At 55.2% G+C, this 24,560-nt stretch carries 18 protein-coding genes and 2 pseudogenes; 13 read left to right on the top strand and 7 right to left on the bottom strand.

Features of this window, described 5'->3' with window-relative positions:
• Nucleotides 1-64 precede the first annotated feature (64 nt).
• A complete protein-coding gene (locus ACYZTK_RS01815) occupies nt 65-628 on the bottom strand; it encodes a TetR/AcrR family transcriptional regulator (RefSeq protein ID WP_221174440.1) in 564 nt (187 codons plus the stop codon).
• 488 nt (nt 629-1,116) lie between these two features.
• On the opposite strand from ACYZTK_RS01815, the pseudogene ACYZTK_RS01820 reads away from it, so the two are divergent.
• The 4 genes and pseudogenes from ACYZTK_RS01820 to ACYZTK_RS01835 all read left to right on the top strand — a co-directional run bounded on the left by ACYZTK_RS01820 (nt 1,117) and on the right by ACYZTK_RS01835 (nt 4,657).
• Nucleotides 1,117-1,898, top strand: a pseudogene (locus ACYZTK_RS01820) (SDR family oxidoreductase).
• A 131-nt stretch (nt 1,899-2,029) separates the two neighbouring features.
• The gene (locus ACYZTK_RS01825) at nt 2,030-2,689 is read left to right on the top strand and encodes a hypothetical protein (RefSeq protein ID WP_185753177.1); all 660 of its coding nucleotides are present in this window, start codon (nt 2,030-2,032) and stop codon (nt 2,687-2,689) included.
• Between the two features lie 338 nt (nt 2,690-3,027).
• Nucleotides 3,028-4,188 (top strand): hypothetical protein, encoded by a 1,161-nt coding sequence (locus ACYZTK_RS01830; protein ID WP_462012856.1) that lies wholly within the window; start codon nt 3,028-3,030, stop codon nt 4,186-4,188.
• 121 nt (nt 4,189-4,309) lie between these two features.
• Entirely contained in the window at nt 4,310-4,657 is a 348-nt protein-coding gene (locus ACYZTK_RS01835) for a hypothetical protein (protein ID WP_462014995.1), read from the top strand.
• Nucleotides 4,658-4,900: 243 nt separating this feature from the next.
• On the opposite strand, the gene ACYZTK_RS01840 is transcribed toward ACYZTK_RS01835, so the two are convergent.
• The 3 genes from ACYZTK_RS01840 to ACYZTK_RS01850 all read right to left on the bottom strand — a co-directional run bounded on the left by ACYZTK_RS01840 (nt 4,901) and on the right by ACYZTK_RS01850 (nt 7,571).
• A complete protein-coding gene (locus ACYZTK_RS01840; protein ID WP_462012857.1) occupies nt 4,901-5,674 on the bottom strand; it encodes a hypothetical protein in 774 nt (257 codons plus the stop codon).
• On the bottom strand, nt 5,671-6,567 hold the full coding sequence (locus tag ACYZTK_RS01845; protein ID WP_052962707.1) for a TIR domain-containing protein: 897 nt from the start codon (nt 6,565-6,567) through the stop codon (nt 5,671-5,673). The genes ACYZTK_RS01840 and ACYZTK_RS01845 overlap by 4 nt, the downstream gene beginning before the upstream one ends.
• A gap of 323 nt (nt 6,568-6,890) precedes the next feature.
• Nucleotides 6,891-7,571, bottom strand: a complete 681-nt coding sequence (locus ACYZTK_RS01850; protein WP_080932027.1) for a nitroreductase family protein — start codon at nt 7,569-7,571, stop codon at nt 6,891-6,893.
• A 267-nt stretch (nt 7,572-7,838) separates the two neighbouring features.
• Here ACYZTK_RS01850 and ACYZTK_RS01855 point away from each other — a divergent pair, with 267 nt between their 5' ends.
• From ACYZTK_RS01855 to ACYZTK_RS01865, 3 genes are all read left to right on the top strand, one after another.
• On the top strand, nt 7,839-12,188 hold the full coding sequence (locus ACYZTK_RS01855) for an NACHT domain-containing protein (protein ID WP_462012858.1): 4,350 nt from the start codon (nt 7,839-7,841) through the stop codon (nt 12,186-12,188).
• 188 nt (nt 12,189-12,376) lie between these two features.
• Nucleotides 12,377-13,597 (top strand): hypothetical protein, encoded by a 1,221-nt coding sequence (locus ACYZTK_RS01860; RefSeq protein ID WP_462012859.1) that lies wholly within the window; start codon nt 12,377-12,379, stop codon nt 13,595-13,597.
• A 385-nt stretch (nt 13,598-13,982) separates the two neighbouring features.
• On the top strand, nt 13,983-14,843 hold the full coding sequence (locus tag ACYZTK_RS01865) for a KAP family NTPase (RefSeq protein WP_462012860.1): 861 nt from the start codon (nt 13,983-13,985) through the stop codon (nt 14,841-14,843).
• 58 nt (nt 14,844-14,901) lie between these two features.
• Here ACYZTK_RS01865 and ACYZTK_RS01870 read toward each other — a convergent pair.
• Nucleotides 14,902-15,147 (bottom strand): annotated as a pseudogene (locus ACYZTK_RS01870) (ATP-binding protein); the annotation flags it as partial.
• A 192-nt stretch (nt 15,148-15,339) separates the two neighbouring features.
• Here ACYZTK_RS01870 and ACYZTK_RS01875 point away from each other — a divergent pair.
• Nucleotides 15,340-15,699 (top strand): hypothetical protein, encoded by a 360-nt coding sequence (locus ACYZTK_RS01875; RefSeq protein WP_462012861.1) that lies wholly within the window; start codon nt 15,340-15,342, stop codon nt 15,697-15,699.
• A gap of 155 nt (nt 15,700-15,854) precedes the next feature.
• On the opposite strand, the gene ACYZTK_RS01880 is transcribed toward ACYZTK_RS01875, so the two are convergent.
• A complete protein-coding gene (locus ACYZTK_RS01880; protein ID WP_462012862.1) occupies nt 15,855-16,535 on the bottom strand; it encodes a DUF3313 domain-containing protein in 681 nt (226 codons plus the stop codon).
• Nucleotides 16,536-16,683: 148 nt separating this feature from the next.
• Between ACYZTK_RS01880 and ACYZTK_RS01885 the strand changes: the two genes are divergently transcribed.
• The 4 genes from ACYZTK_RS01885 (at nt 16,684) to ACYZTK_RS01900 (ending at nt 22,081) form a co-directional block, all read left to right on the top strand.
• Complete coding sequence (locus ACYZTK_RS01885) at nt 16,684-17,409, top strand: response regulator (protein ID WP_462014996.1); 726 nt, start codon at nt 16,684-16,686, stop codon at nt 17,407-17,409.
• The gene (locus ACYZTK_RS01890) at nt 17,406-18,749 is read left to right on the top strand and encodes an ATP-binding protein (RefSeq protein ID WP_462012863.1); all 1,344 of its coding nucleotides are present in this window, start codon (nt 17,406-17,408) and stop codon (nt 18,747-18,749) included. The genes ACYZTK_RS01885 and ACYZTK_RS01890 overlap by 4 nt, the downstream gene beginning before the upstream one ends.
• A 258-nt stretch (nt 18,750-19,007) precedes the next feature.
• Nucleotides 19,008-19,661: an MliC family protein gene (locus ACYZTK_RS01895; protein WP_462012864.1), complete on the top strand. Its 654-nt coding sequence runs from the start codon at nt 19,008-19,010 to the stop codon at nt 19,659-19,661.
• Nucleotides 19,662-19,699: 38 nt separating this feature from the next.
• Nucleotides 19,700-22,081 (top strand): DUF3772 domain-containing protein, encoded by a 2,382-nt coding sequence (locus ACYZTK_RS01900; protein WP_462014997.1) that lies wholly within the window; start codon nt 19,700-19,702, stop codon nt 22,079-22,081.
• An 8-nt stretch (nt 22,082-22,089) separates the two neighbouring features.
• Here the strand turns inward: ACYZTK_RS01900 and ACYZTK_RS01905 are convergent, their stop codons facing one another.
• Nucleotides 22,090-23,010: a helix-turn-helix domain-containing protein gene (locus ACYZTK_RS01905; RefSeq protein ID WP_462012865.1), complete on the bottom strand. Its 921-nt coding sequence runs from the start codon at nt 23,008-23,010 to the stop codon at nt 22,090-22,092.
• 162 nt (nt 23,011-23,172) lie between these two features.
• Here ACYZTK_RS01905 and ACYZTK_RS01910 point away from each other — a divergent pair, with 162 nt between their 5' ends.
• Entirely contained in the window at nt 23,173-24,531 is a 1,359-nt protein-coding gene (locus ACYZTK_RS01910) for a glutamine synthetase family protein (protein ID WP_462012866.1), read from the top strand.
• The last annotated feature ends 29 nt before the right edge of the window (nt 24,532-24,560 follow it).

A 24,560-nucleotide genomic window follows, 5' to 3' on the forward strand; every position in this document is an offset into this window, starting at 1 on the left:
CAAAGGGCAAGTTGAACACCCGCACTGGCAGGATCGCGATCTGATACCCCAAGCGCTAAACCGATCATGCTGCCTTTGCTTTGACACGTTTGATTTTAGGACCTGATGACAGTTCAAGTAGACGTGTCTTTGTCGATTCAAGGATGAGATTGGAAAGCTCCGGATCATCGACAATTCGCGACATTGTGACGGCCCCAATCATGGACGAAAGCGTAAAAATCGCATCAGCCTTTGCCGACTCAGGATCTTTGTAACGGCTACGTTTAGCCATGAGTTCGATCAAACCCTCAAACCCCGATGACGCGGCGCGACGAGTATCTGCGTCTGCGCGTGCCAGTTCGCTACCCATGGCAACCAAAGGGCAACCGCCCAAACGATCGTCACGATATTCCGCAGAAAGAAAGTCTTGGATGTGCTGCAAGAACGTCTCATCGCCGCCATCAACGGCGATTTCCGCGGCACCCACCAGTTCTTCCATACTCACAGCACAGGCTTCGGCAACGAGTTGCTCTTTCGACTCAAAATGGCGATAAAAACCGCCATGCGTCAGTCCTGCTGCGGCCATTATTTCTGACACACCGGTGGCATTGATGCCGTTGCATTTGAACACTTGGGACGCGACGTTCACGATCCGCTTCCGTGTTTCTGCCGTCTCTGCTTTCGATTTCCTCATTTCAACAGTCTCTCCTATCAACCTGGCGCTGCGGCTCCGCGCGGCAGCAACAGACCATAATGATTAAAGCTTATCAAATTAATCTAATCCACACACTTAAAACGGACATTCGGTCTCATCTCATCATCTATATGCGTTTTGTCGGATCTCCGATGACCAGCAAGACTGAGTGCCGATAGCGCTTGCACTGCCATTCGACACGATTCGCTGCTACCACCTCTAGCTTGATCACCTATGCGCGGCTGTCGAGAGCTACGACGCGATTGTCATTTAATCGATTTTCGGGAAGGTGTAACCCGTGCTTGCCGGATTATCCAAATCCCTTGCCGCAAGAATGATTTCCCCACAGCAACATCGCTGCTCCGCTTCTAGCAGATTTGGAAGGCGATGATTGCAACATTGGGCGCGCATCCGTGCGTTGGTTACTCGACAGGAGATACGAAATGAAACTGAAAAACAAAGTGGCTTTCATCACGGGTGTTACATCGGGTATCGGTTTGGAAACGGCCAAGCTTTTTCGAGCTGAAGGCGCAGAGGTGGTGATCGTCCGCTCTAACGCTGATCGACTGGAGGCAGCAGGTCGTGAACTGGATGGCCAAGCAACGCTTATCCAGGCTGATGTGCGCAAAGTGGCGGACATTGAACGTGCAGTCGAAGAAGCGCGTTTAAAATTCGGCCATATCGATATCGTATTTGCCAATGCGGCGCCAGCACAGTTGCTCCGTTGGAGGCGATTACTCCAGAGTACGTCGAAGACAACCTGGCTTTAAATTTCAACGGCACTTTTTTCACGATCCAAAAAACCGCTCCGCTCATTCCTGCTGGCGGCAGCATCATCGTAATCACGTCCTTCCTGAACACCATAGGCATGCCCGGGTTGTCGATTCTCGCCGCTACAAAAGCGGCAGCACGTTCACTGGTACGTACCCTGGGTGCCGAACTCGCTCCTCGTGGTATTCGCGTCAATGCAATCAGCCCGGGTGCGATCGCCACGCCGTTTTACGGCAAGATGGGATTGAGCGAGGAACAACTGGGTGACGTTGCTGCTGGCTTGCAACAAAAGATCGCGCTGAAGCGGTTTGGTGAAGCGTCAGAACTGGCTAAAAGCGCGTTGTATCATATGCTGTGTCTGGCCATGCGACGGAGCACTTTGGGGGAGGGGTCTCCCAGCGAGACGAGACGGCAGATTTTGACTTCGGCGGGCTGGTCGTTCCAGGAGTTATGAAACAGGGCGCGTTTCTACCGAATTGGCCCGAACAGAAGGTTGGGATGGCCCGCTTTAGGCCTCCATTTTTTGAAATCAGATGATATTGGTTGTGTATTGAGGGGTGTATGAGAAGGCGGAAAGAACAATCGTTGATTGATGCTTTTTTCAACTATTTGAACAGGGTGGCTGTCGACAATGGGCGAGCGGTAACCCGATGTTCGATGGACGGTCAGGACTCAATTCTTGGTGCAGATTACATTTTCACCAATAGCACGAGATTTGTTCTGGTCGAATTTAAGTATGAAAAAATCCACCTGAAGGACGAGTGCAAAAAGAATCGACGCCTGCATTTGTGCCAAGCGCTGGACACGGCGGAGCTGTGGCGCCAATTGAGTTTGGAATGCCATTTTGTCGCCTGGTCGGAAATGCACGAGCAAAGGATTTTGAACTTCAATCAGTATTATCCAGAAATCTGTAATTGTGAGATTTTTGGCATGAGCAGTGGGCTTCATTGGGACGTTCCGGACCTTGAAACACGGGTAAGGGCGGAGTTGTTAGCTAAAGCATTTCTACAAGGGACAGTAGGTGCAGAGTTCGACGCTTTCGAGCAGTACACCAACTGGCTGCTTGAACTTGAAGGACAGGAGGGCGGTGATATCGAACTGCTGATCGATAACCCAGATAGCAATACGTTAGAGTTTTTAGAATTCCAGTCGGTAGGAGGGCTGAAACAATGGTTGGATCACACAACGCTTGCCCCACCACCGCCTCGGCCTAAGCCGAAGCCTTATAGAGGCTTTGGCCCGTGATCAACTGACCAGTCCGTTGAATTGCGGATAGTTTGATGTGTGCCCCTGGAGTCCGAAGGTGAGAAATTCAATGGCATGAACACATGGTGAGTGTGGGGGTGTTCGATAACGTCGCGATTGATCAAGAACAGTCGACAGTGTGGCGTACAGCTTCCCGCATGAACGCTGTCGGCACGATTGCTTCACCGGACGCAAGCGCGCCCGAGAGCCTACCCACACCGGCTTGACGTTCAACTGCATCATCATTCGTTTCCGGCGTGGGTCGTCATGTTTTCAATCAACAGGGACTTGGCCCTGTTTCTCCACTAAGTCTTCCCTTTACACCGACGGGGTTATTCGTGCCAATCACTGCATTCTCAGCGTCACGCGAAATCGAACTGGATGTTAACCAATTGTTGGAAGACCTGGCACAGCGTACACAGCAACCAACTCCAGGCAAGTCCACACCCATTCCGGATGATTGGAAAACCTTCATTTGGGATGATATTGAATGCCCCGCTTGTTTTTGCCGCGGCGCTGAGGTGGTGAGAGCCTCAAATTCCAAAGAGACAGGTCAGGCGATCCGCCAAGCCTATTTTCGTTTTCCAAAAAGCAGCGGTGCTGATGGCCACCACCTATTTTGCGACTTTGCCGGCAACGTTCCTGCGGACCACATACCAGAAAACCTGGTTCAGTTTTCGTCAGCTAAAGACGGTGTCTCCAAGGCGATCCGCGAACTAGTTTGTCGAGGGATTCAGCTGGGCGTTTTAGGGCAGCGTGACATTCGTGCGATGCGAGAGTGGTATTTCCAAAGGAAAGTGACCTCGCGCTTTGTTGTCATCCTGGATCCTCGTGCTCCCAAATGGATCGAATCACTTCAAAGAATGCGCGCGGGCCCCTGGAATAAAGCTTCCGAAGCCATCGTTTTGAGCAAGGCAATCATCGAAATTCCTGGATTCGATCTAGCCACTACAGCGCGAGAAGCGGTAACGCGTCGACATCATGCACTGTTGGATGCGCTTCTGGAAAAGCGTGTCTGGATGCATGGAACCGCGCCAAGAATTGAGAAACTGGCGGTTGAGTATCAAGGTAAGGCAGTTTTCGATCCGTCATCGTTACAGCATGAATATCAACGCGCCCAAGTCTTGGCGACGTTCATCTGCAGGAATTACGCTCCAGTAGCTTCGGCCACATCGAAAAGCGATGCAGGCGTATCCGTGAAGGGGGCTCGACCGCTCCTGGCATTCTCATCGCTGCTTCTATTTATTTCAGAATGGGATTTGAACCGGGCGAGCAACCTGTTTGCCAAGATTGCGTCAGACGTGTCCGCTGTGGATTTGAGTTTAGGCAACGTAATCGGCCTGAACCCCTTTCACGATTTCGAGGCATGGTCTGCGCTCAAGCTTCTCCAAGGACTGATGCCATTTGACTCGGAAATATTTGACGCAAAAGCTGAGGTTGAACGCTGGATAGGGGAAACGAAAAGTACGTACGGTGCTCTTAGTCAAGATTCAAACTGATGCCGATTCGTCTCGTGCTGTTTGAACGATCAGGTTAAGCAAGGCAAGCCCACGTGAATTCATTTCCGTCTGGCGATAGCCCATTTGCGGTCGCGACTGGACGCAGGCGATTGGGGTGAAAATGCGCAGAGAACTCGAGTTTCAAGTCTGGCGATTGGTACAAAAACTCTTCGATGCGCCTGCATTCGAGCGGTTGATTCAAGAGGCAGTCGACAGCTACAAGAGAGCACCTGGCCTGGATCCTCTCGTGCGGCTGCATGCTTCGCATATAGGGTTACTGGGCGCCCAGATTTTACGAAAAGTGCTGCGTCATCACGACGCCGACGTGGGACTCACTGACAATTACGTGGAAATAAGATCTCGTTTGAAAACGCACATTGCTTACCATCTGCAGTGGCACCTTATGAAAAACGGTCATGCCATTGATGAAATGAAAGAGGACCACTTGAGTAAGGATCTGGGTCTTTGATCACAATCACTTGAAGCAGGGCGAGCATTGAGCGGTTTCCACGCATGGCGTTCGACAACATGGATGGCCAACTTCAAACCCGAGCAATCATTCGAATCGCTCCTGAATATCAGGAGCGATTTGGGCCCGGTCATTTCAACGGGTCGTATGTGATCAATGTCTTCGGTTCCAGAAAAGCACTCATGCCCCATTTGCCCATTTCGCGCCCAAGGCCTGAGTGCTCGATCCGGCACAGCGATGTAATTAACGCTCCGATACCGAAAATCCAGTCAGCTTCGGAGGCAAATTATTTAATTTTGAGAAGGAAATAGTACCCACTTTCCCAGTAGGCCAACCGTCCCGCATTTTCTGTGAAACATGAACCGCATTGACCCCTGAACTCAGCTTGGTCGCCTCCCAAACGCAGGTGCCAATCGCTTTTGCCTGCATGAAGTCGCGCGTACCTACCAGTGTGACAATTGCGTGGCTCATCGAAAGACCAGCCCCAATGTTTAGCGCAGGCAGCCTGAATCGGTTGCTCAACAGTTCGTTGACGATGCCGCGAGAAGTGGTCACGCAATCCGAAGCAGCTCGGTAGGCATCCTTGACAGTTTGTCCGCGATCGTCGGTGTCCACCTTGAATAAGATCAAGGCGCCATCGCCAAGGTATTCGGTCACATGGCCTCCCTTAAACAGTGCAGTTGTCGCGAGCGCTGGGAGGAGGGCAGAGGTTTCGTAGTACACCCGCTGAAAGCCATCTTCTATGCCCTCAAAGCGCTGAAGATTCTGCAGTCTGTCTGTGGAGTTACGCATGTCGACAACCATGGCCACGAACTCCGTAGCCTCGGGTTTGCCATAATCGACGAAGGGATGCCCAGGGATGTTGCTCGCTGTGGCCGAGTCCATCACAGGAATGCCCCGGCTCTCCATGCCGTAGTTCTCCAACATCACCTGCCTAACCTTGCCCCAAGTCTTGATAGCTTGATCAAGTCCGGCGATTGCCGCGTCACGCACTTTTTTCTGTTCGTCGGCATTCATTGAATCAACGTCCTGAAATGACTTTTGATTTGCTCCCAAATAGCGAGTTCTTCAGGTTTCGTCATCTCACTCGGGTAGTAAATGATCGTTAGGCCGCCAAGGTCACTGGGGAGCTTTACATTCTTGCCTTTCGGCACCATCAAAATTGTTCGTTTGCGTCCCAGGCGTCCCATGAACAGGCCCAATTCAAAAAGGACATTGTCTCTCGGCACCATGGCTTGCTGGTCTCGCGAGTGCACGATGTCATCAGCCTGAGCAATCGCAATAGCAAAGTCGGCGCGTTCCAACTCATCTTCGAGGTCATCGAGGGGGTAGCTTGAGATCTGGAAGACATCAGCAGAAGGCCAGGGCGCATACTCAAACTGGTTGTCGTGAAGAAAGTAAGCCGTCCCACCCAACGCGACCTTGAGTGCCTCTGCCGACGAGATGGCGAAAATACGATGCTTAGGATTCGGCTTGGCAATATTGGCGTTGCGTATCACCAATCGTTTGGCCAGCTCTTGAGCCAGGGCGTTGGCGGCGGTCGGAAAGTCTCTTAAGAACTGCTTGAAGATGGATTTGGTGATCTTTAACGCGACTACGTCATCCAGGGCCGTGACGGTTGTCGATCGGTTGGTGACCTGGAGCGCTGCCAGTTCGCCGATATGATTTCCGGCCGCATACGATTCCACAATGACGCGCTTACCGATGCTGATTCTTACCTTGCCGGTGAGCAGGAAATAGACGTCGGTTGCGGTATCTCCGAGCGTGATCAGGTCGTTGCCAGGCGAGAAATGTTCAAGTACGCCATTGGTTTGCAGAAACGTTGCCCGATCAAGTTCTCTTTCAACCAAGGCTTGGGTGAGGAGCAAGTCGACGACCTCAGAGTCGTCTGATTTTAGCCTTTCAAACATGTTTTTCATCCTTGTACGATTTCATCGTCTGATGGTCAGTCACAAAAAGCATTGGATCATGAGCGTGGTACCTCGTCATTCCAAGCTAATGTTTGAAGCGCTGTGTTGATGCCCCGTTTGGTGCTGTCGCACCTAATCTCCTGGTGGTTCTTCATCCGGTACCCGCCCACCACCTGCAGCCCAGTACCTTTTTCTCGACACGATATTGCTCAAACAGGAACGACTTACATCGAGCCTTTCCTATTCGAGAGCGGCTAGTCGTTGAGTTGAATCTGATAGGGGGCAGTGTGGGCTGGGAGGTTACGGGCGGTACCTCAACGTATTCACATACTTGTCCAAAAACCTGCTCCGATACCCACTTCACTTGGGCTTTCGGCTACTTCAGACGCCGCTTTGGTGACTGAAAATCCGTCTCTGAAAATGAATTCAGACTTTGGGATTGCGCTAGGTTTTGGCCAGGGCGCCTTGGTGCCTTTGCCAACCACGAGCAAAATGGAGATCAGGTTATCTTCCGGCAAGCTGATGATTTTGGCCACTTCGTCCGCATCAAAGCCGATCAGTACGCAGGAGTCATAGCCCATCGCCGTGGACGCGAGCAGCAGCGTTTGAGCAAGGAAAGTTGCAGAGCGAATCGCCTCATCGCGTTGCAGTTGCTCACGTCCTTCATAGAAGGATCTCGTCATTGGAACTATGACATCCCGAACGTTGGCAGGTGCTTTTTCCCAGTATCGGGACGGGTCTTTATCCCACGCTTTGATGTCTGCGCAGATGACGTAGAGCAGCGATGCATCTGTCACCTGCTCTTGGTCAAAAGCTGCGACACGGATTTTTGCGCGAATGGCTGGGTCTTTCACATCCACCAAGCGCCAATGCTGTGCGTTGAAGGATGATGGTGATTCGAGTGCCAGATCGATCAACAGATTCCCTTCTTCGGGAGAGAGGCGGTGTGTTGGATCATAGTGCTTGACTGAACGGCGTTCGCGAATCGTTTGAAACGTATCCATGACGGGCTCCTGGAGGGACAATATTGGCATCCGCGTATTGGCTTGCGGCATCCATATGGCTTAAACTAGTCATCTATAATCTTGCAAATGGATGTTGCCGATGACGCTTCGGAGCCTAATCCGGAGAGGGCCTGAGGCGCGCGACGCTTACACCGCAGAGCTAAGAGAATGGGAAGTGCCTGAGGCTGTAATAACGCCTACAACTTTGCAGACACCGCTTGAAAAATGGATTACAAAAGCGCTACTTCGTCCCTCGGCGCTTTCCTCATGAGCTCAACCACCACGCGATCCTCACGCATCAAACGCTCCTTTGGCCCCCTCTCTCAAGAAAAAGCCGTAGATCTTGAGAGTCTGATGGAGCGCGACCAGCTTGGCTTTGCTTCAGCCATCGACTGGAATGAGCTGCTGAAGTCGATGCGTGTTTTGATTGTCTCTGAGGCCGGAACAGGCAAAACGTTCGAGTGCCAGGCTCAACATCGGCTGCTCTGGGAGCGAGGCGAGCCGGCGTTTTTCCTGGAATTATCAGTTCTGGCGGTGTCACCGTTTGTGGATCTCCTGTCCCGCGAAGAAGAAACCCGACTTCATGCTTGGCAGACCAGCCAGTCGGACGTCGCGACATTTTTTTTGGACTCGATTGACGAGCTTCAGCTCACGCTGGGTACTTTCAAGCAGGCATTGAACAAGCTGAGCAAAGAGTTCCAAGGGAATCTGGAGAGGGTACGTATCGTCGTTACGACTCGGCCGATTCCCGTGGATCAGCATCTCATCCGTCAATATTTCCCGTACCAGGGCAGCCCCGAAGTGGCGGATGCGCCAAGCGCCGAACGATTTGCTGAGATCGCATCAGGCCAAGGTAAGCAAACAGAGTCGACAGATGAAGAAGAGAGCGCAGCAGAGCTTCTCGTCGTCAGGTTACTACCACTTTCTGACTCGCAAATTCGAGAGATGGCCGCCACTCGGCACGTGACGGATATCGATAATTTTGTCGCTTCAATTCGCAATAAAAATGCTCAGGATTTTGCCAGGCGTCCGCAAGACCTGATCGAGCTCTGCGCTGACTGGCGGGCCTCAAAAAGCATCCGAACCCACCGGGAGCAGGTTCAGCAGAACGTCGAGGTGAAACTAAAAGCACGCACGGGTCGTTCTGAACTTGGTGAAATATCGCCTGAGCGTGCATTGGAGGGCGCTAGCCGACTTGCTCTCGCAGCGCTCCTGGCTCGTAAGTTGACGATTCGTCACAACACGGAATCCGATTTAGAGGCCAACCCGCAGTCAATTGCATTAGACCCTGGGCGCGTACTGAGCGACTGGAGCGCCAAAGAAATTCAGACACTTTTGGAGCGCAGCATTTTTGGGTTTGCGAGCTATGGCCGCGTTCGGTTTCACCACCGATCAGTGGTTGAGTACCTGGCGGCTTATCGTCTCGCAGATCGCTTATCCAAAGGCATGTCGATCAAGGCCGTGAAGCGCCTGTTGTTCGCTGAGACAGCGCAGACGATCAAAATTATCAAACCATCCATGCGACCAATAGCCGGGTGGTTAGCACATTCAAGCGCCAGCATTTTCGAAGAAGTCCGAAATCGAGAGCCGGAAGTTCTGCTCTCTGAGGGTGATCCAGAATCTCTAAGCCCGAGACAGCGAGTTGAGGCGCTTCGAGCATTTGTCTCTCGGTTCGGCGATGGGGGCTGGCGCGGGCTGAAAATACCGTCGCTACAGATCAGCCGTTTCGCTTCGCTAGATTTATCTTCAACCGTCAAGGAGATGCTGGAACGGAGGATTGAGAATCCGGAAGTTCGGCAGTTGCTACTTCAGCTCGTTGCGTACGCAGGTATGCATGAGTGCAGTGACCACGTGTTTGCGATCGCCATGGATCCTTCTGTTGAAGACGACGAACGCCTGACAGCGATCGATGCCCTCGTGCAGTTGGCTGATCCTCAGTTATCAACGCTCGTGCAAGAGATGCAGGCACACTCTGAACGCTGGCCAGAACGGCTCATTCGTGGAGCCGTAATCGAGCTTTTCCCTGTCTATGTGGGGCCCGAAGTGCTGGTGCAATTGCTAGCCAGCCTACCGGTGCCGACGAATCCGGAAAGAGGGCGAATGGGCTATTTGACACGAACGATACAGGACGCCAGCCTCAGCGACGATGAACTCCGGCGGCTGTTTGATGCGATCTCGGCACTGCTCGATGAAAGCGTGGCTTGGTCAGAAGAAAAACACCACATCTACGTGTCCCGTCCTGATCTGATTCCAATGCTTGCGATTACAGGCCTGCGGCTCTCTACCTTGGGGCAGGGTACTCAAGAGGTGGTCGAAGGACTCGTTCTCGCCATGGCGTTAGCCTCATCGCTTCATCTTCGTGGCGAGTACTTCAAAACGATCGGATCGCTGTTTGCCAGTGCTCCCTCGCAAATAAGAGCGCTTGTTTTTTCCTGCGAAGACAACCTGCGGCAACGACTGAAATTTCAAAACGATCCGTGGCAGCGGCTATTCGCCTTGAATTCGTTTGGTGCCATATACCTCAATCACGCTCAGGACTCGGCCTGGATTCTTGAAGCCCTATCTGACAGCACGCGAGCTCTCGACAAGCGCCAACTGATGTTAGAAGCGTCCATTCGATACGCAGCTGACCCCACTCTGGAATGGGCGAACCATGTAGAAACGCTGAGACCCAGGGTAGGTGACAACTCGATACTGTTGGCACAGATAGATGAAGCGTTACTGCCACGACCGAAATCGGTACAAGAAATGACGTTTGAGGCGCGCGATGCGCAACGCAAGCGCGCTGCAGAACAACGTGCCGAAGTCGACCGTCAGTACTGGATAGACTTTTGGCAGCGACTGATCAACGATCCAGAGGAGGTGTTGGACTCCTCTATCGGCGCGCGTACGTTGAAAGAGCTGTGGGACCTCATGGAGAGAGCCTCTGGATCAAACCAGACGTCTGGCTGGGACAGACGTTTTCTGGAACAGCACTTTGGCACCTCGGTTACCAATCATTTGCACGCCAGGATGCGTACGCTATGGCCGACACAATGTCCGACCTTACCCATGGATCGACCGCAAGACGAAGTCCAAGTTGTTCAGGTTCGTTGGCAACTTGGACTGACGGCGTTGTGGGCGGATGCCGAAGATCCGAATTGGGCAGTAAGAATCAGCGAAGCACAGGCACGAATTGCTGCACATTATATTCCACTGGAATATCAGGGCTGTCCCGGCTGGATAGAGCAACTCGCACACTCGTTTCCTGATGTCGTTCAGAGCATTATTCGCGTGCAGTTGCGGTGGGAGCTCGATAGAGCTGCCGATCTTGGTGATTATCCCTGGTCATTAAACGTCATCAAAAACTCATCGACTGGTGTCACTCAGCTCTTCATTCCTGATTTGCAAATCTGGTTGAGCACCTATACACAGCCAACCGAGACCGACGACAGTGGTCTTGGTGTTTGGGGGCGGCCAAAGACGGTCTTGACGATACTCATGGACCACAGCATCGGCAACGACCGAGACGTGCTTCGCGCTACTGTTTTGGAAAAACTGCAGTTGGCCACCGTACCAGTGTTCGTTCACCTGTGGCTGTCTGCACTTTTCGCCTTGGACCCTGAAGCGGCTACCCTCGAATTGACACGACTTCTTCTACAAATAGTCCCGGCGGCCGAGGGACCCGGGGTCGACTTTTTTTCCAGTGTGTTTGGAGGCCGATGGAGCGGATGGCCTTTTGATCTGGGTTTCGAGCGTTTCACCATCAGTCAACGCGTACGGTTATTGAGACTTGCCTATCAGCATGTCCGTCCCAGCGATGATTTGCGGAGAGAGGGGTCGTACACGCCTACACCGCGAGACGATGCGCAGCAGGCGCGTAATACGCTCCTAAGTGCTGTGCTCACGCTAACAGGCCCCGAGGCCTGGGCCGCTAAAATGGAATTGGTGGTCGATCCGCTCTTTGCGCATTTCAGAGACAGGCTTGCACTCTTGGCCAAGCAGAAGGCAGCGGAGGAAATGGACAAGGCTGAGATGACTGAGGACGAAATTTCGCTTTTGGATAACATCGGCGAAACCCCTCCCAAGACGCGAGATGAAATGTTTGCCTTGATGCAGGACAGGTTGGACGATATTGATGATCTCCTGCTGCAGGATGCGTCGCCGCGTGAAGCTTGGGCGAATATCACTCTCGAAAAACTCATGCGCAGGGAAATTGCGCGGCGGTTGAAGGACACTGCGAACGGGCTTTACACCATTGATCAAGAGGGCGCGACCGCCGACGAAAAGGAGACGGACATCCGAATGCGTTCAACGTCTGGCCAGGAAGCGACTATTGAGTTAAAGGTCGGTGAACAAGGCTGGTCCGGTGCAGTGTTGCGGAGCACGTTGCGCGATCAGCTGTTAACCAAATACATGGCAGCTGACCGTTGCAAAACCGGTTGTCTGATGGTCACCGTGGCGTCTTCGCGTCAATGGCAGCACCCCGACACACACGCCATGATGAACCTTGAGCAATTGAGAACCTTGCTGGAGGAAGAAGCCGATAAAATTATGGAAGAAATGGGGCACGAAGTCAGGATTCTTGTGAAGGTCCTGGATCTTCGATCGCGACTAGGTACGGGATCGATCACATAAACCAGGGAAGAATAGAGTCTTTCTCATCACCGGGTGTAATGGCGCCACACCTTAAGCGCGACACTAAGGGGGAGGCCTACTTCGAGACACGCGTGTTCAGCTAATTAAAGCGAAAAAAGCAGAATGCCCTCGACGAAGGTAACGTTATGACAGAATGTGCAAATTGACCCCATTCACCAGGGATAGGTATGAGTTTTTTCGATCGTCTGTTCGCATTTCGCCAGAACGATGTACGCTCGCCTTTCGAGGATTTTCTCACTGAGCTGCTAGCCGAATGGCTGCGTCAGGTGACCCTGTCTGGCAGAATCACCGAGGTGCTGACCGGCTTATTCAAGCTGAAACCGGGTCAGTTAGGTAACCAAGTCGACCTTAATGACCTCGTCTGGGAAACGCAGCATGTCATTGGCCCCGGACACCGGGCAACAGGGAAACGACCGGACCTTATCGGGCGCGGCCAGGATTTTTTCCTAATCGTCGAGAACAAGATTGCAGCCGGCTTCACTCAGTACCAAGACACTTTGGGTGATGCCGATCAACTATCCCTATACGAATCTTACAGAAAGGATCGGACAGAGCCCTACGGCGGTCTTGTCCTGATTACACACTCTACACTGCCGCCCGCCCAGTGGAACCGTGAGACGATCTACTGGCGTAGCGTTGAACGTTACCTGCGAGCATTCGCGGGCAACTGCCCGACTGTAAAGCCCACCGCGTTGGACTATCTGACCCAGCAATTGGCTTCGTTCCTTGGAGAGAATGGCATGAGCGGCACCCGCATCGCACTTGAAGACATTACCGCCTATCCCGCCTACCAACGGCTCATTGATGGACTATTTGGGCTTGGCAGAATCGCCGATAACCGCCTGAAAGTCTCACTCCAGAAAGTGGATTTGCAACAGCTTAAAGCTCCGCACGGGGCTGGCATCGGCTACTTTGCCGCGCCCGAGTTCTTTGGTTGGGCGTTAAGTAACGGTGGCAATAAACTGCATGAAGCCTATCTTACGCTTTGGAGCGGGATCGTAGCAGGCGAGATTTATGACCACGTAAAACCCGCTACTGCTGGCATTCCAGACCTTTCAGTCGGTATCGGAGCATGGTGCGTCGAACCCATCACCGAAGAAGATGTGACCTTCCTAAATGAGCTACTCGGCAACTTGAACCTCCGCTCTGCAATACGGTGGGAGTTAAATCTCTACCCGCGCACAGGAAATGGCCCTGTGATCTTGCTGTCAGCCCGACGCTCACTGGTCGACGTGCATGTCCAAGCTGTCGGCGGCGACCTAGACGATATTGCTGGCGAGTTCTTCCTTATCCACTGTTCGGCATTGCTCCAAGAGCTTTCAATGAAGTTACCCGAAAGCAGCAAAAGCGTTGACCAACACCTCTTTGATCTGACCACTGCTAAATAACTCGGGTATTCAGGCTAGCCGAGTTTAATACCGATGAATCGGCTCGCATTTCCTAAGCAAAACTGAATGTCTGCTTCGGGCAGTCCTCTGCCTGTCTTCACTACAGATTGTGCTAGCCAAAACGAATACAAACGATTGGTCAGCACAGATTCAATTGAACGGTCAGCGGCAATGCAAAAGGATGGTCACGTCCATGCATTTCCACACCTGACGAATGCCTGCTGTGACGGACACTGGCCTGCACGTTCCGCCTTTCACGCACTAAGAGCTGGAAATTGCTGGCACCAGCGGCTTAAGCCATCTTCAATACTCAGAACGCAGTGCGGACGCTCTCACGACCTGAAGGCGACCGATGTTTCTCTCGATAATGGAATTTGCCCAACGTATGGAAAGCATCAATCACACGGCCCGCCAAGACCGAGCCATTGAAGACTCCCAGGCCGATGCTTTGGAGCGCAAGCCTTTCGTCGCCAGTCTCGTGAGAACTCTGGTGCATACGGAGCTCGATGCTGACGGCAAGGTCACCACTCGAAGGGCGACAGGTTTCGTCGTTGGCCTCACGGGGGAGTGGGGGCTGGGTAAGTCCAGTGTGCTCAACATGCTAAGCGAAGAGTTCCGAACGATGGACGAAGTCGTCGTGGCGACGTTGAACCCCTGGCTATTCAAGGGGCGAGACGAACTCATGCAGGCGTACTTCAACAGCCTCAGGGATGCACTGGGCCAAAGTACAAGAGAGAAGGCGAAAGCGCTTCAGGGACAGCTAGAACGTTATAAAGCCGCCATCGAGGTGGCGGGATCAACCGCCGCGGGGATCGTCGACATCTTTATTGGAGGAGGGGTGACCACGGTCTTCTGGAAGAGATGGATCGTCCAAGGATTGAAGGGCCTTTTGAAGCCAAAGGATCTTTCAGTAAACCAAGAGCGAAAAGCATTGGAGACGAAGCTCGGACAAGAGAATGTGGCTGTGGTTGTGTTGATTGACGAGCTTGACCGCGTAGAGGATGAAGAGGTGCGCGCGGTGGCCCAACTCGTCAAAGCAGTGGGAGATATCAAGGGTATTTCTTACCTTGTGGCTTACGATCCAGAGCGCGTGACTCAAGCCCTAGGAAGGGGAGATAGCGCAGAGGATAGACGACGGACGGGGGAAAGCTATTTGGAAAAAATCATCCAATTCGCCATTCCGCTGCGACCTCTATTCAATGACGATGCAAGGGCATTACTGCAAGTATCTGTCAACACCGGTTGAAAACTGACCCACCCTACCGAAGTAAAACTGACCCACCCCGGCGGTGTTTGAGGTCTGTTTATTTCTGTGGCGAGGCCGTTTCTCTCGGCACCACCTGACCTGATTTCAGCTTGTCCTTCAGTCGATAACTCTGTCCGCTGACCTGGACGATATGCGCATGGTGCAGAAGCCGATCCAGCAGCGCAGCGGTCAGTGTCGAGTCGTCCGCGAAGGTCGTTGCCCACTGGCTGAACGGCAAGTTGCTGGTCAGCACCAAGCTGCCATGTTCGTACCGTTTGGCGATCACGTTGAAGAACAAGTTGGCAGATGCCAGCCGTGCTTCTGCCATCCATCATTTAACATAATATACATTATGCGAACCCATGGATTTACCGCTTAGGGTCGTTCGGGGCAGATTTGGAGCCTGGTAACGCCTCCATCGTCGCTTCATGCACAGCTTGGCGACAGTTATCACAGCATGCTTGAATGCCGTCCCTAAAAACGATGGAGAACTTGCATGTGGCTTTGTACTGAATGGGAAATTAACTGGGACGCTGTAGCTGCTGTGGCAACGGCTTCAGCTGCAATCATCGCACTCGTTATCTGGAGCTGTGACAAATTTCAGAGGAAACGTGAACGGTGCGCAAGCGCCAAACTGCTAGCTCAGATAATGACGACACCCGTCGGAGCCACCCAGGTGGAGATCGCCAAATTCAGGTGCATAGTTATGCAATCCAGCGGCGATCAAAGCTATTTGCTAGACCTGGTCAACGATGAAAATGCCCGAAAGGATCTGGCTATTAAAGCCGCACAGATCACACTTGATCTGCCATCCCAGTTCCTGGATAAGGCCGACTTTTTCAGCGAAACTAAATAACCAAAATATATAACTAAACTAAACAACTATTTAGTTGAGTTACATATTGAAACCACCAACTCCTGAAACTCTCACATACTGCATACCCGACTCTTGTTATCAAACACCACCATGATTTGGCAGCAGCGCTCGGTAGCGCTGACTCGCGCAATCCCCTAGCGCAACGCAGCATTGCGCACAGCAACATACGATTGACTCAAGTCCGTGGCCCAACCATCAAGCACACTCTTTACATCATCAGGCAACATGACTTGCTTGTCGTTTTCCAGCGGCACGCCTGTACCCTCGCGTACGACCTCGGCAACGACAGCCCCGGTCGCGCCGTCCTGAAATGACACTTCAGTGGCTATTTCACTGTCCAGATCGCGAATTCCGCTGGCCGTGCTCACCCCGGCCGCGACCAGGGTGACGGGCAGCCACTCATAAAACCTCAGGCCCTGAGTGCTGGCGGATACCTGAGTGATGGCGGGCCTGACAATCAGCGTTCTCGGACCAGGCTTGGGCACCAGCGACACCACTTTGCTCAGCTCCTTTGCGAGGGTTGCATCGTAGTACTGGGTCACGCCGGCCAGTGTGCTTTGTGGAATCCTTCGCGTGGGCTGAGGCTTCGGATAAAGCTGGCTCGGCGCCAGGTAAACAGATGTGTAATTGCCGCTCGCCAACGCCGGGCTGACCCAACTTAATACCTTCTGACCCGAGGGCGTCTGCCCTTCCCTTAGCACGGTGTAATCAGACAGGAACCCTGGTGGCGCCTCAGCGGGCACTTTTTTACTGCTGCATGCCGACAGGCTTAAGGAGGCTGCAAACACCAGCGCCAGTGAGCGATTATTGTTCATCGATGTGTTTCCCTTGTTGAATATGCGCAGAGTGCCCGAGGTTTTTTACCCGGCGATGTCAGGTTGGTGTCCGCCCGGAAGGAATGTTGCAGGATTGAAATATATGACCCGGGCTTCGAAATGGTTTTAGATGCGTTCTTTTTGGTTCATGGACCCTGCGAACGTGAGCAGACTGCTGATCGTCGATGACGACGTGGAAATTCTGTGCCTGCTGAGGAAGTTCTTTGTCCAGCACGCCTATGAGGTCGAAGTGGCTGCGGATGGCGAGGCCATGTGGGCGGCCATCGCGCAGGCGCGGCCGGACACCATCATTCTTGACCTGATGCTCCCGGGAGAAGGCGGCCTGAGCCTGTGCCAGAAGGTTCGGGCGCAGATGAATATCCCGATCATCATGCTCACGGCCATGGCCGAATTGAGTGATCGAATTGTCGGCCTGGAGCTGGGGGCGGACGACTACCTGACCAAACCCTTTGCCCCGCAAGAGCTGCTGGCTCGGGTGCGAGCCCTGCAACGGCGCTGCGGCGAGGCGCCCTCTCGAGCCGTCGAGCCCTCGAGACCGATCATTACCTTTGCCGGTTGGCACCTGGACATCACCTGTCGCGAACTACGCTCGCCCGAAGGCGTGATGATTCCAATGTCCGGTGGCGAGTTCGACTTGCTCCTGGTTTTGCTCGAGCATCCCCAGCGCATTCTCACGCGAGAACAACTGATCGACCTGACCCACGGCCAGGGGCACGACGCCTTTGATCGCAGCATCGATGTGCAAGTCAGTCGACTGCGCCGCAAGATCGAACCGGACAGCAAACGCCCGGACTTGATCCGCACCGTGCGCAACGGAGGTTATATGTTTACTGCCAAGGTCAGCCGTTCATGATTTGCCGGAGCTTGCGCCTCGACACCCTCAGGCGCCGGATTGCCTTGACGATTGTCGCGGCCATGCTTGCCTCGCTGCTGCTTAATGCCTTGTTCGTTGAGGTGGCCGGCACCTGGGCCCGCCCCCCGATCGAGCGTACCGGCTTGCTCGAGCAAATTGCCGCGACAACCCGGGTGATCGAGGCGGCCCCCGCTGCCTTGCGCTCGCAATTGGCAAGTGCGGCCAGCAATCCGGCCCTTGATGTGTCGTGGAGAGCGCAGCGAGTCGACTTCAATCTGCCCGGTGAAGGCGCGCGTTTTGAGGCATCCAAGGTGCCGACGCTAAGACAGTTGCTCGGCGATGACCGCCAGATAGAGGTGTTCAACCCGGGTGATTGGGGGCGGGACAACCCTGATGCCCACTATGTCGCTCTTGTGCGTCTGGCCGACAACAGCTGGTTGTCGTTCACGCCGCCGGAACGCAGCTGGGGCCTGAGCCTGAACGTGCGGATTGCCGTAATTATTGCCTTGGGCCTGGTCGCCGCCTTGCTGGTCGCCTGGATTGCCACGCGTCAACTGGCCAATCCGTTGCAACGCTTTGCCACTGCCGCCCGGCGTTTTGGCGGAGATCTGAGCGCCCCGCCGATCGACATCCAGGGGCCCCACGAAATCCGTCAGGCCATCATCGCTTTTAATACCATGCAGGCACAGATCCAGCATTTCATCGGTGAGCGCACGCACATGCTCGCCTCCATCTCCCATGACTTGCGCGCGCCCCTGACCCGGATGCGCCTGCGCAGCGAGTTCATGGAAGACCTGGACAACCAGCGCAAGATGATTCGCGACATCGAGGAAATGCAGTCGATGATCGATTCCGCCCTGGCGTTTTTCCGAGAAGACACGCACCTGGAGCAGTCCACCGCGTTCGACCTGTCGGAATTGCTGCAGACCATTATCGATGACTACCGGGACCAGGATATCGCCATCGATTTCACAGGCCCGGCGCACCTTGTGTATGACGGTCGACCGCTGGGTATCAAGCGGGTAATCGTCAATCTGCTGGAAAACGCGGTGAAATACGGGCAGCGCCCACACACCGACTTGAGCTGCGACGACCATGCGATTTTTATCGAAGTGAGGGATGAGGGACCGGGTATTCCTGAGCAAGCGCTGCAACGGGTATTCGATCCCTTCTTCCGTCTCGAGACCTCGCGCAACCGCGCCACCGGTGGGGTCGGTCTCGGTCTTTCGGCCGCCCGCGCAATCATTCGCGAACAGGGCGGCGAGCTGACCTTGCGTAATCGCAGGGGTGGCGGGTTGGTGGCCAGGGTTGAGTTACCGGTCACCGTGCCCCGGCGTTAGGTGCAACGACGGCGTTAGTTGTCAAACCGCCGCCAGTTGTATTTTCGATCGCTCTTGTGCAGCATTCCATCCGGCCCCATGCCTCCCTGCCCTTGCCGTCCAGCACTTGCTCGGCGGCGCCCTCAGACTGTGTCTACTATAAAATTCTGCGCAAACACCCTTAAGGGCTACTACGAGTTTGATGCGAAGAATCGTCCGGAAGGCTGGAATACGTGGTTGTCCCTGGTGGTGCCGATCTCCAATTAAACTGGATGGATCATGAAAACGCTCACGGGTATCTGCACCTGTCTGCTCGCCGCCAGCGCGGCGGCGAGCCCGTGTGCCAAGGCCGCCACCCCTGCCCCGCTATTCCAGACCACCTTCGATTGCGCCACCGCTACGGCACCGGTTGAAAAACTGATCTGCCGCGACGCACAACTGGCCCGGATGGATCGCGAACTGAACCGGCTGTATCGCCTGGCACTCACGGACGAGCGCGCAGTTCCACGCCCGGAAAAGATCACCACCGACCAGCAGATCTGGACGCTCACACGCAACCAGTGTTTCACCGAGGCCGACCCCAAGGCCTGCACGGTGAGCCGCTATGCGGAACGCGCCGATCAACTGCGCCAGGGCTCGGCTATTGTCAGGACCAAGGACCCGGACCGCCTGACCGAAGGCCCGCTGGCGATTCGTTGTGCCGGGCTGAACGCGCTGATTGCCGCCACCTTTTTCAATGCGGACCCGGGCGTGGTTTACCTGCGCTGGGCAAATGCTTCGGTCACGCTAAACCAGGAGGCTACGGATTCGGGACTGCGTTACAGTGGCAAGGACAACACTGGCTACTACATTTTTTCGCAAATCGGCGATGATGTGCTGTTCCAGAAACCGGGCTCGGCGGCGATGCGTTGTCGCCTGGAGCCGACCGGATGATCGCCGGGGAACGCAGCCTGCCAAGAAGGGACTCGCCGATGGGTAATGGATTGAAGTGGATTTGTTTTAGCGTACTCATGCTGTTTCAAGCCAGCGCACTTTCGGCCGCAGAGGCACCGACTTCGCTTGCCGCTACTGCGGGGACTTCGTCGTTTGTTGTGTCGCAGAGCGATCTGCAGGACCTGCAGATTCGCCTGGATCGCATCAAACAGCAGGTTTCCCAGGCCAGTAATCTCAGCCAGATGGTCGGTCTGCAGGATTCCGTGCAGCTGTACATCAACGAAATCGACACCTTGCAGTCGTCGCTGCTACCGGAGCAAAAGCAGCTGCAGGCGCAACTGGATGTACTCGGTCCGCTATCACCCACCGAAGTAGGTGGCGAGAAGTCGGAGATTTCCACGCAACGCGCCTATTTGTCCGAGCAGAAGAGCCGGATCGACGCCAGCCTGACTACCCTGGCAGCTCTACGGGGCAGTGCCGCCGGACTGATCTCGCAGATTGCCGGGATTCGCCGCAGTCTCCTTGAAAGCGAGGTTACCCTGCGCAGCGGTAGTATCCTGGGACCGGATTTCTGGGCGCCTTTGTTCAACCCGCGCCAGGAGGACCGGGAGCGTTTGGCCGATTTCGTTGATCAGACCAAATCCGCCCTCACCGCTGCCTGGCAACCTGGCAAACGCCTGGTTAACGTACTGCTGGCGACGCTTGCGCTGGCCATCTGGATCTGGGGCCGTCGAGTTGCCGACCGGGGGTTGACCTGGTTGTGTATTCATCGCATGCCCGAGGTCCGTCTGCGACGTAGTGCGCTCGCTTTGGCTTCGGTGGTCGCCACGGTATTGACCGCGGCAATTGCCATGCAGTTGTTGTTTTATGCCCTGACTCGACAACTGCCGCTGACGCCGATGTTGCAAAGTTTCGCTGACGAGTTCGAAAAGCTTATCTATCTGTGCGTGATGATTACCGGTTTGAGCCGCGCGCTGTTGTCGACCGCACACCCGTCGTGGCGCCTGCCGGCGATCTCCGATCCCGTGGCCCACGCCCTCGAACCATTCCCGCGGATATTGGCCAGCACCCTGCTGGTGCTGGTCGGCCTCGCACAAATCACCAATGTCAGCGGCATGAGTGCCTCGGCGATACTGCTGGGACGCGGCGTGATTGCATTAGTGGTTACGCTGATGTTCGCCATGCTGTTCCATCGTGCCAGCAAAGCGCGCAGGGCCGTGGCAGTGACTGGCGACGCTCCGGAGGCCAGCACCACCCTGGCCGGGCTGATCTATTCCGCTGCCACCGTGGCTATGGTGGTATCGCTGTTTGCCCTGCTGATCGGCTATGTCTCCCTGGCGCGCTTCATCACCTACGAGCTAGTCTGGGGTTTTATCATCCTGTGTGGTTTTTACCTGCTGATCCAGCTGCTCAAGGACAGCTGCGAATACCTGTTTTCCGCCAAGAACCCAAGCGGCAAGGCGATCAAACAACTGCTGGGCATCGGCGACGTGCGCCTGGAGCAGATTTCCATCGTACTGTCCGGCGCGGGTCGCGCTGCCCTGCTGTTGCTGGCGATGATTTCGATGTTTGTTGGCGGTGTCGGGGTCACCCTGGGGCAACTGTTCAGCCAGGTAGTCGCCATCCTCGGCGGCGATGGCTTGCGCAAACTCAACGTGGTCCCCGCACATTTGCTCAACGCGGTGCTGGCGCTGTTGATTGGCATCTACCTGATCCGCTCGCTGCGGCGCTGGCTGGATAACGAGTTCCTGCCCAAGACCAACATGGATCCGGGCATGTGTGCGTCCCTCAGCACGCTGTTTGCCAACATCGGCTATGCGTTGGTGATCCTGCTGACGTTGTCTTCGCTGGGGATCAAGTGGACCAACCTGGCGTGGATCGTCAGTGCGCTATCGGTCGGTATCGGTTTTGGCTTGCAGGAAATCGTCAAGAACTTCGTTTCCGGGCTGATCCTGCTCACCGAGCGACCGGTGAAGGTCGGCGACCTGATCAGCATCAGCGGGGTCGAGGGCGATATCCGGCGCATCAACGTGCGAGCCACGGAAATCCAGCTCAGCGACCGCTCCATCGTCATCGTCCCCAACTCGCAGCTGATCTCGCAGAACCTGCGCAACGTGACCCTGGGCGGCAGCGCTCAGGGCGTGGCCAGCCTGGAGCTGACCTTCCCCCTGGACATCGACCCTGAGCAGGTGCGCAACCTGTTGTACGACACCTACTGCGAGCACGAAACCATCCTCGACAAACCGGCGCCGATGGTGCGCTTCAGCAAACTCAGTCCCGAAGGCATCACGCTGACGGTCACGGGCTACGTCAGCAGCCCGAGAATCGTAGGGGCGACTAAGAGTGATTTGCTGTTCGAGATCTTGAAGCGATTGGGCGCGGCAGGAATTGCCTTGGCGACGCCTGCTGCGTCCTCGTGATCAAAGCATCACGTCACGAATCGTTGCTGAGCGCTTCGCTTTAGCGTCTCGCTCGGCAACTCCTTGAACAGCGCACGGTAGCTGCTGGAAAACCGTCCAAGATGCCAGAACGACCACTTCATCGCGACTTCCGCCACGGTGGTTTCCATTGGTGTGCGGCCGAGCAGTTCGCGATGGGCGCTGTTCAGGCGACGCAAGCGCAGCCAGTGGGTCGGAGTCATGCCGGTGTAGGCTTTGAACGCGTGCTGGACCTGGCGCAACGACACGCCGGCGACCTGGGCGAGTTCCAGCAGGTTAAGGGTTTCTTCCGGCGAATCCGCTGCCCACTCACCAATGCGTTTCATTACTGCACGTTCCTCAGTGCGGCGCTGCAGACCGCCGTGGTCCAGGCATACGCAGGCGTTGTCGAGCAGGTACAGGCAGTCTTCGAGCAACTGCTGGGTCAGGGCTTCCCTGCTTGGCGGATCGAGGGTCTGCGTGAGTTGAGTCAGAGTGCTGCTGAGCCAGCGACTGAACAACGCGTTCTGCCCTGAATTCAACGGCGCGAGAAACAACCCTTCCAGCCGTGCGACGTTCAAGCCGTGGCGCTGGACGAACTCCGGGCCAAACACCACGGCGATTTCCTGGTAGTTCTCCGGGGTGATCCAGATGTTGCGACTCTCGCCATTCAACACATACAGCGCGTTGTCACTGCGATCGAAACAGAACGCCAGCGAGCCCTCGGGCGCGCTGAAATTCTGCTCGACCCGGGTGTTCATCTGCTCTTCGTAAATCTCCACGCCCTGCAAGTCCAGGTAGCGCACGCGCCCGGCGAAATGCCCCGGTGACATTTGCTGGTATTGCTGCACCCACCCGGGCGTGGCGCGGATCTGCTCAGCCACATCGGCGGTGTTGAACGCTTGGACTTGTAATGGATTGCACGCTGTCATGGGTGGACCTTACGCACTCGTTTGGTGCGTTTTGGTGCTGCTGAAAGTGGATAGATGGATCTGCAAGGCTCGCCCAAGATAGTCGTCAACGCGTCCCAGGGGAAGTGTGTGGTGAATCAAACCACCCTCCCCGGCGTTAATAAAACCAATAACGAGGTTTGTATGAATGTCCCTTTCGATCAGCTGTCCACTTGGCTGAAAGATCACAAGATTACCGAAGTCGAGTGCGTCGTCAGCGATCTGACCGGCATTGCACGCGGCAAGATTGCACCCACCAACAAGTTCCTGCATGAGCGAGGCATGCGCCTGCCGGAAAGTGTGCTGTTGCAAACGGTGACCGGGGACTTTGTCGACGACGACATCTACTACGACCTGCTCGACCCGGCCGATATCGACATGGTCTGCAAGCCTGACGCCGATGCGGTGTACGTGGTGCCCTGGGCGATCGAGCCGACTGCCATCGTGATCCACGACACCTTCGACAAGTTCGGCAACCCGATCGAACTGTCGCCGCGCAACGTGCTGAAAAAAGTACTGCAGCTGTACACCGACAAAGGCTGGCGGCCGATTGTTGCGCCGGAAATGGAGTTCTACCTGACCCAGCGCTGCGAAGATCCGGATTTGCCGCTCAAGGCGCCACTGGGCCGTTCGGGCCGCGCGGAAAGTGGCCGGCAGTCGTTCTCCATCGATGCCGCCAACGAATTCGACCCGCTGTTTGAAGACGTTTACGACTGGTGCGAACTGCAAGGCCTGGACCTGGACACGTTGATCCACGAAGACGGCCCGGCGCAGATGGAAATCAACTTCCGCCACGGCGACGCACTGGACCTGGCCGACCAGATCACCGTGTTCAAGCGCACCCTGCGCGAAGCGGCGCTCAAGCACAATGTCGCCGCGACGTTCATGGCCAAGCCGATCGGCGATGAGCCTGGCAGCGCCATGCATATTCACCAGAGTGTGGTGGACATTGCCACCGGCCAGCCAGTGTTCGTCGACGCGGACGGCAAGATGAGCGAGCTGTTCCTGCATCACATAGGTGGCCTGCAGAAGTACATCCCCAAAGTGCTGCCGATGTTCGCGCCCAACGTCAACTCGTTCCGCCGCTTCCTGCCGGACACCTCGGCTCCGGTGAATGTCGAGTGGGGCGAAGAGAACCGTACGGTCGGCCTGCGAGTGCCGACTTCCAGCCCTGAGGCGATGCGCGTGGAGAACCGCTTGCCAGGTGCCGATGCGAATCCTTACCTGGCGATTGCTGCCAGCTTGTTGTGCGGCTATCTGGGCATGATCGAAGGCGTGCAGCCGAGTGCTGCGGTGGAGGGGCGTGCCTATGAGCGGCGCAACCTGCGCCTGCCGATCACCATCGAGGAAGCGCTGACGCAAATGGAAGAGTGCCAGACCATCGAGAAGATCCTGGGCAGCAAGTTCGTGCGCGGGTATGTGGCGGTGAAGCGTGCGGAGCATGAGAATTTCAAGCGGGTGATCAGCTCGTGGGAGCGGGAGTTTCTGTTGTTCAGCGTTTAGGGCTTAGTTGTCTTTGAGGGCCTCATCGC

The organism is Pseudomonas sp. LB3P31 (assembly GCF_054897945.1).

Bases quoted from the DNA above. Each gene is read 5' to 3' on its own strand.
- ACYZTK_RS01835 (WP_462014995.1), top strand. From the start codon at position 4,310: ATGCGCAGAGAACTCGAGTTTCAAGTCTGGCGATTGGTACAAAAACTC.
- ACYZTK_RS01840 (WP_462012857.1), bottom strand. From the start codon at position 5,674: ATGAATGCCGACGAACAGAAAAAAGTGCGTGACGCGGCAATCGCCGGA.
- ACYZTK_RS01845 (WP_052962707.1), bottom strand. From the start codon at position 6,567: ATGTTTGAAAGGCTAAAATCAGACGACTCTGAGGTCGTCGACTTGCTC.
- ACYZTK_RS01850 (WP_080932027.1), bottom strand. From the start codon at position 7,571: ATGGATACGTTTCAAACGATTCGCGAACGCCGTTCAGTCAAGCACTAT.
- ACYZTK_RS01855 (WP_462012858.1), top strand. From the start codon at position 7,839: ATGAGCTCAACCACCACGCGATCCTCACGCATCAAACGCTCCTTTGGC.
- ACYZTK_RS01860 (WP_462012859.1), top strand. From the start codon at position 12,377: ATGAGTTTTTTCGATCGTCTGTTCGCATTTCGCCAGAACGATGTACGC.
- ACYZTK_RS01865 (WP_462012860.1), top strand. From the start codon at position 13,983: ATGGAAAGCATCAATCACACGGCCCGCCAAGACCGAGCCATTGAAGAC.
- ACYZTK_RS01875 (WP_462012861.1), top strand. From the start codon at position 15,340: ATGTGGCTTTGTACTGAATGGGAAATTAACTGGGACGCTGTAGCTGCT.
- ACYZTK_RS01880 (WP_462012862.1), bottom strand. From the start codon at position 16,535: ATGAACAATAATCGCTCACTGGCGCTGGTGTTTGCAGCCTCCTTAAGC.
- ACYZTK_RS01885 (WP_462014996.1), top strand. From the start codon at position 16,684: ATGGACCCTGCGAACGTGAGCAGACTGCTGATCGTCGATGACGACGTG.
- ACYZTK_RS01890 (WP_462012863.1), top strand. From the start codon at position 17,406: ATGATTTGCCGGAGCTTGCGCCTCGACACCCTCAGGCGCCGGATTGCC.
- ACYZTK_RS01895 (WP_462012864.1), top strand. From the start codon at position 19,008: ATGAAAACGCTCACGGGTATCTGCACCTGTCTGCTCGCCGCCAGCGCG.
- ACYZTK_RS01900 (WP_462014997.1), top strand. From the start codon at position 19,700: ATGGGTAATGGATTGAAGTGGATTTGTTTTAGCGTACTCATGCTGTTT.
- ACYZTK_RS01905 (WP_462012865.1), bottom strand. From the start codon at position 23,010: ATGACAGCGTGCAATCCATTACAAGTCCAAGCGTTCAACACCGCCGAT.
- ACYZTK_RS01910 (WP_462012866.1), top strand. From the start codon at position 23,173: ATGAATGTCCCTTTCGATCAGCTGTCCACTTGGCTGAAAGATCACAAG.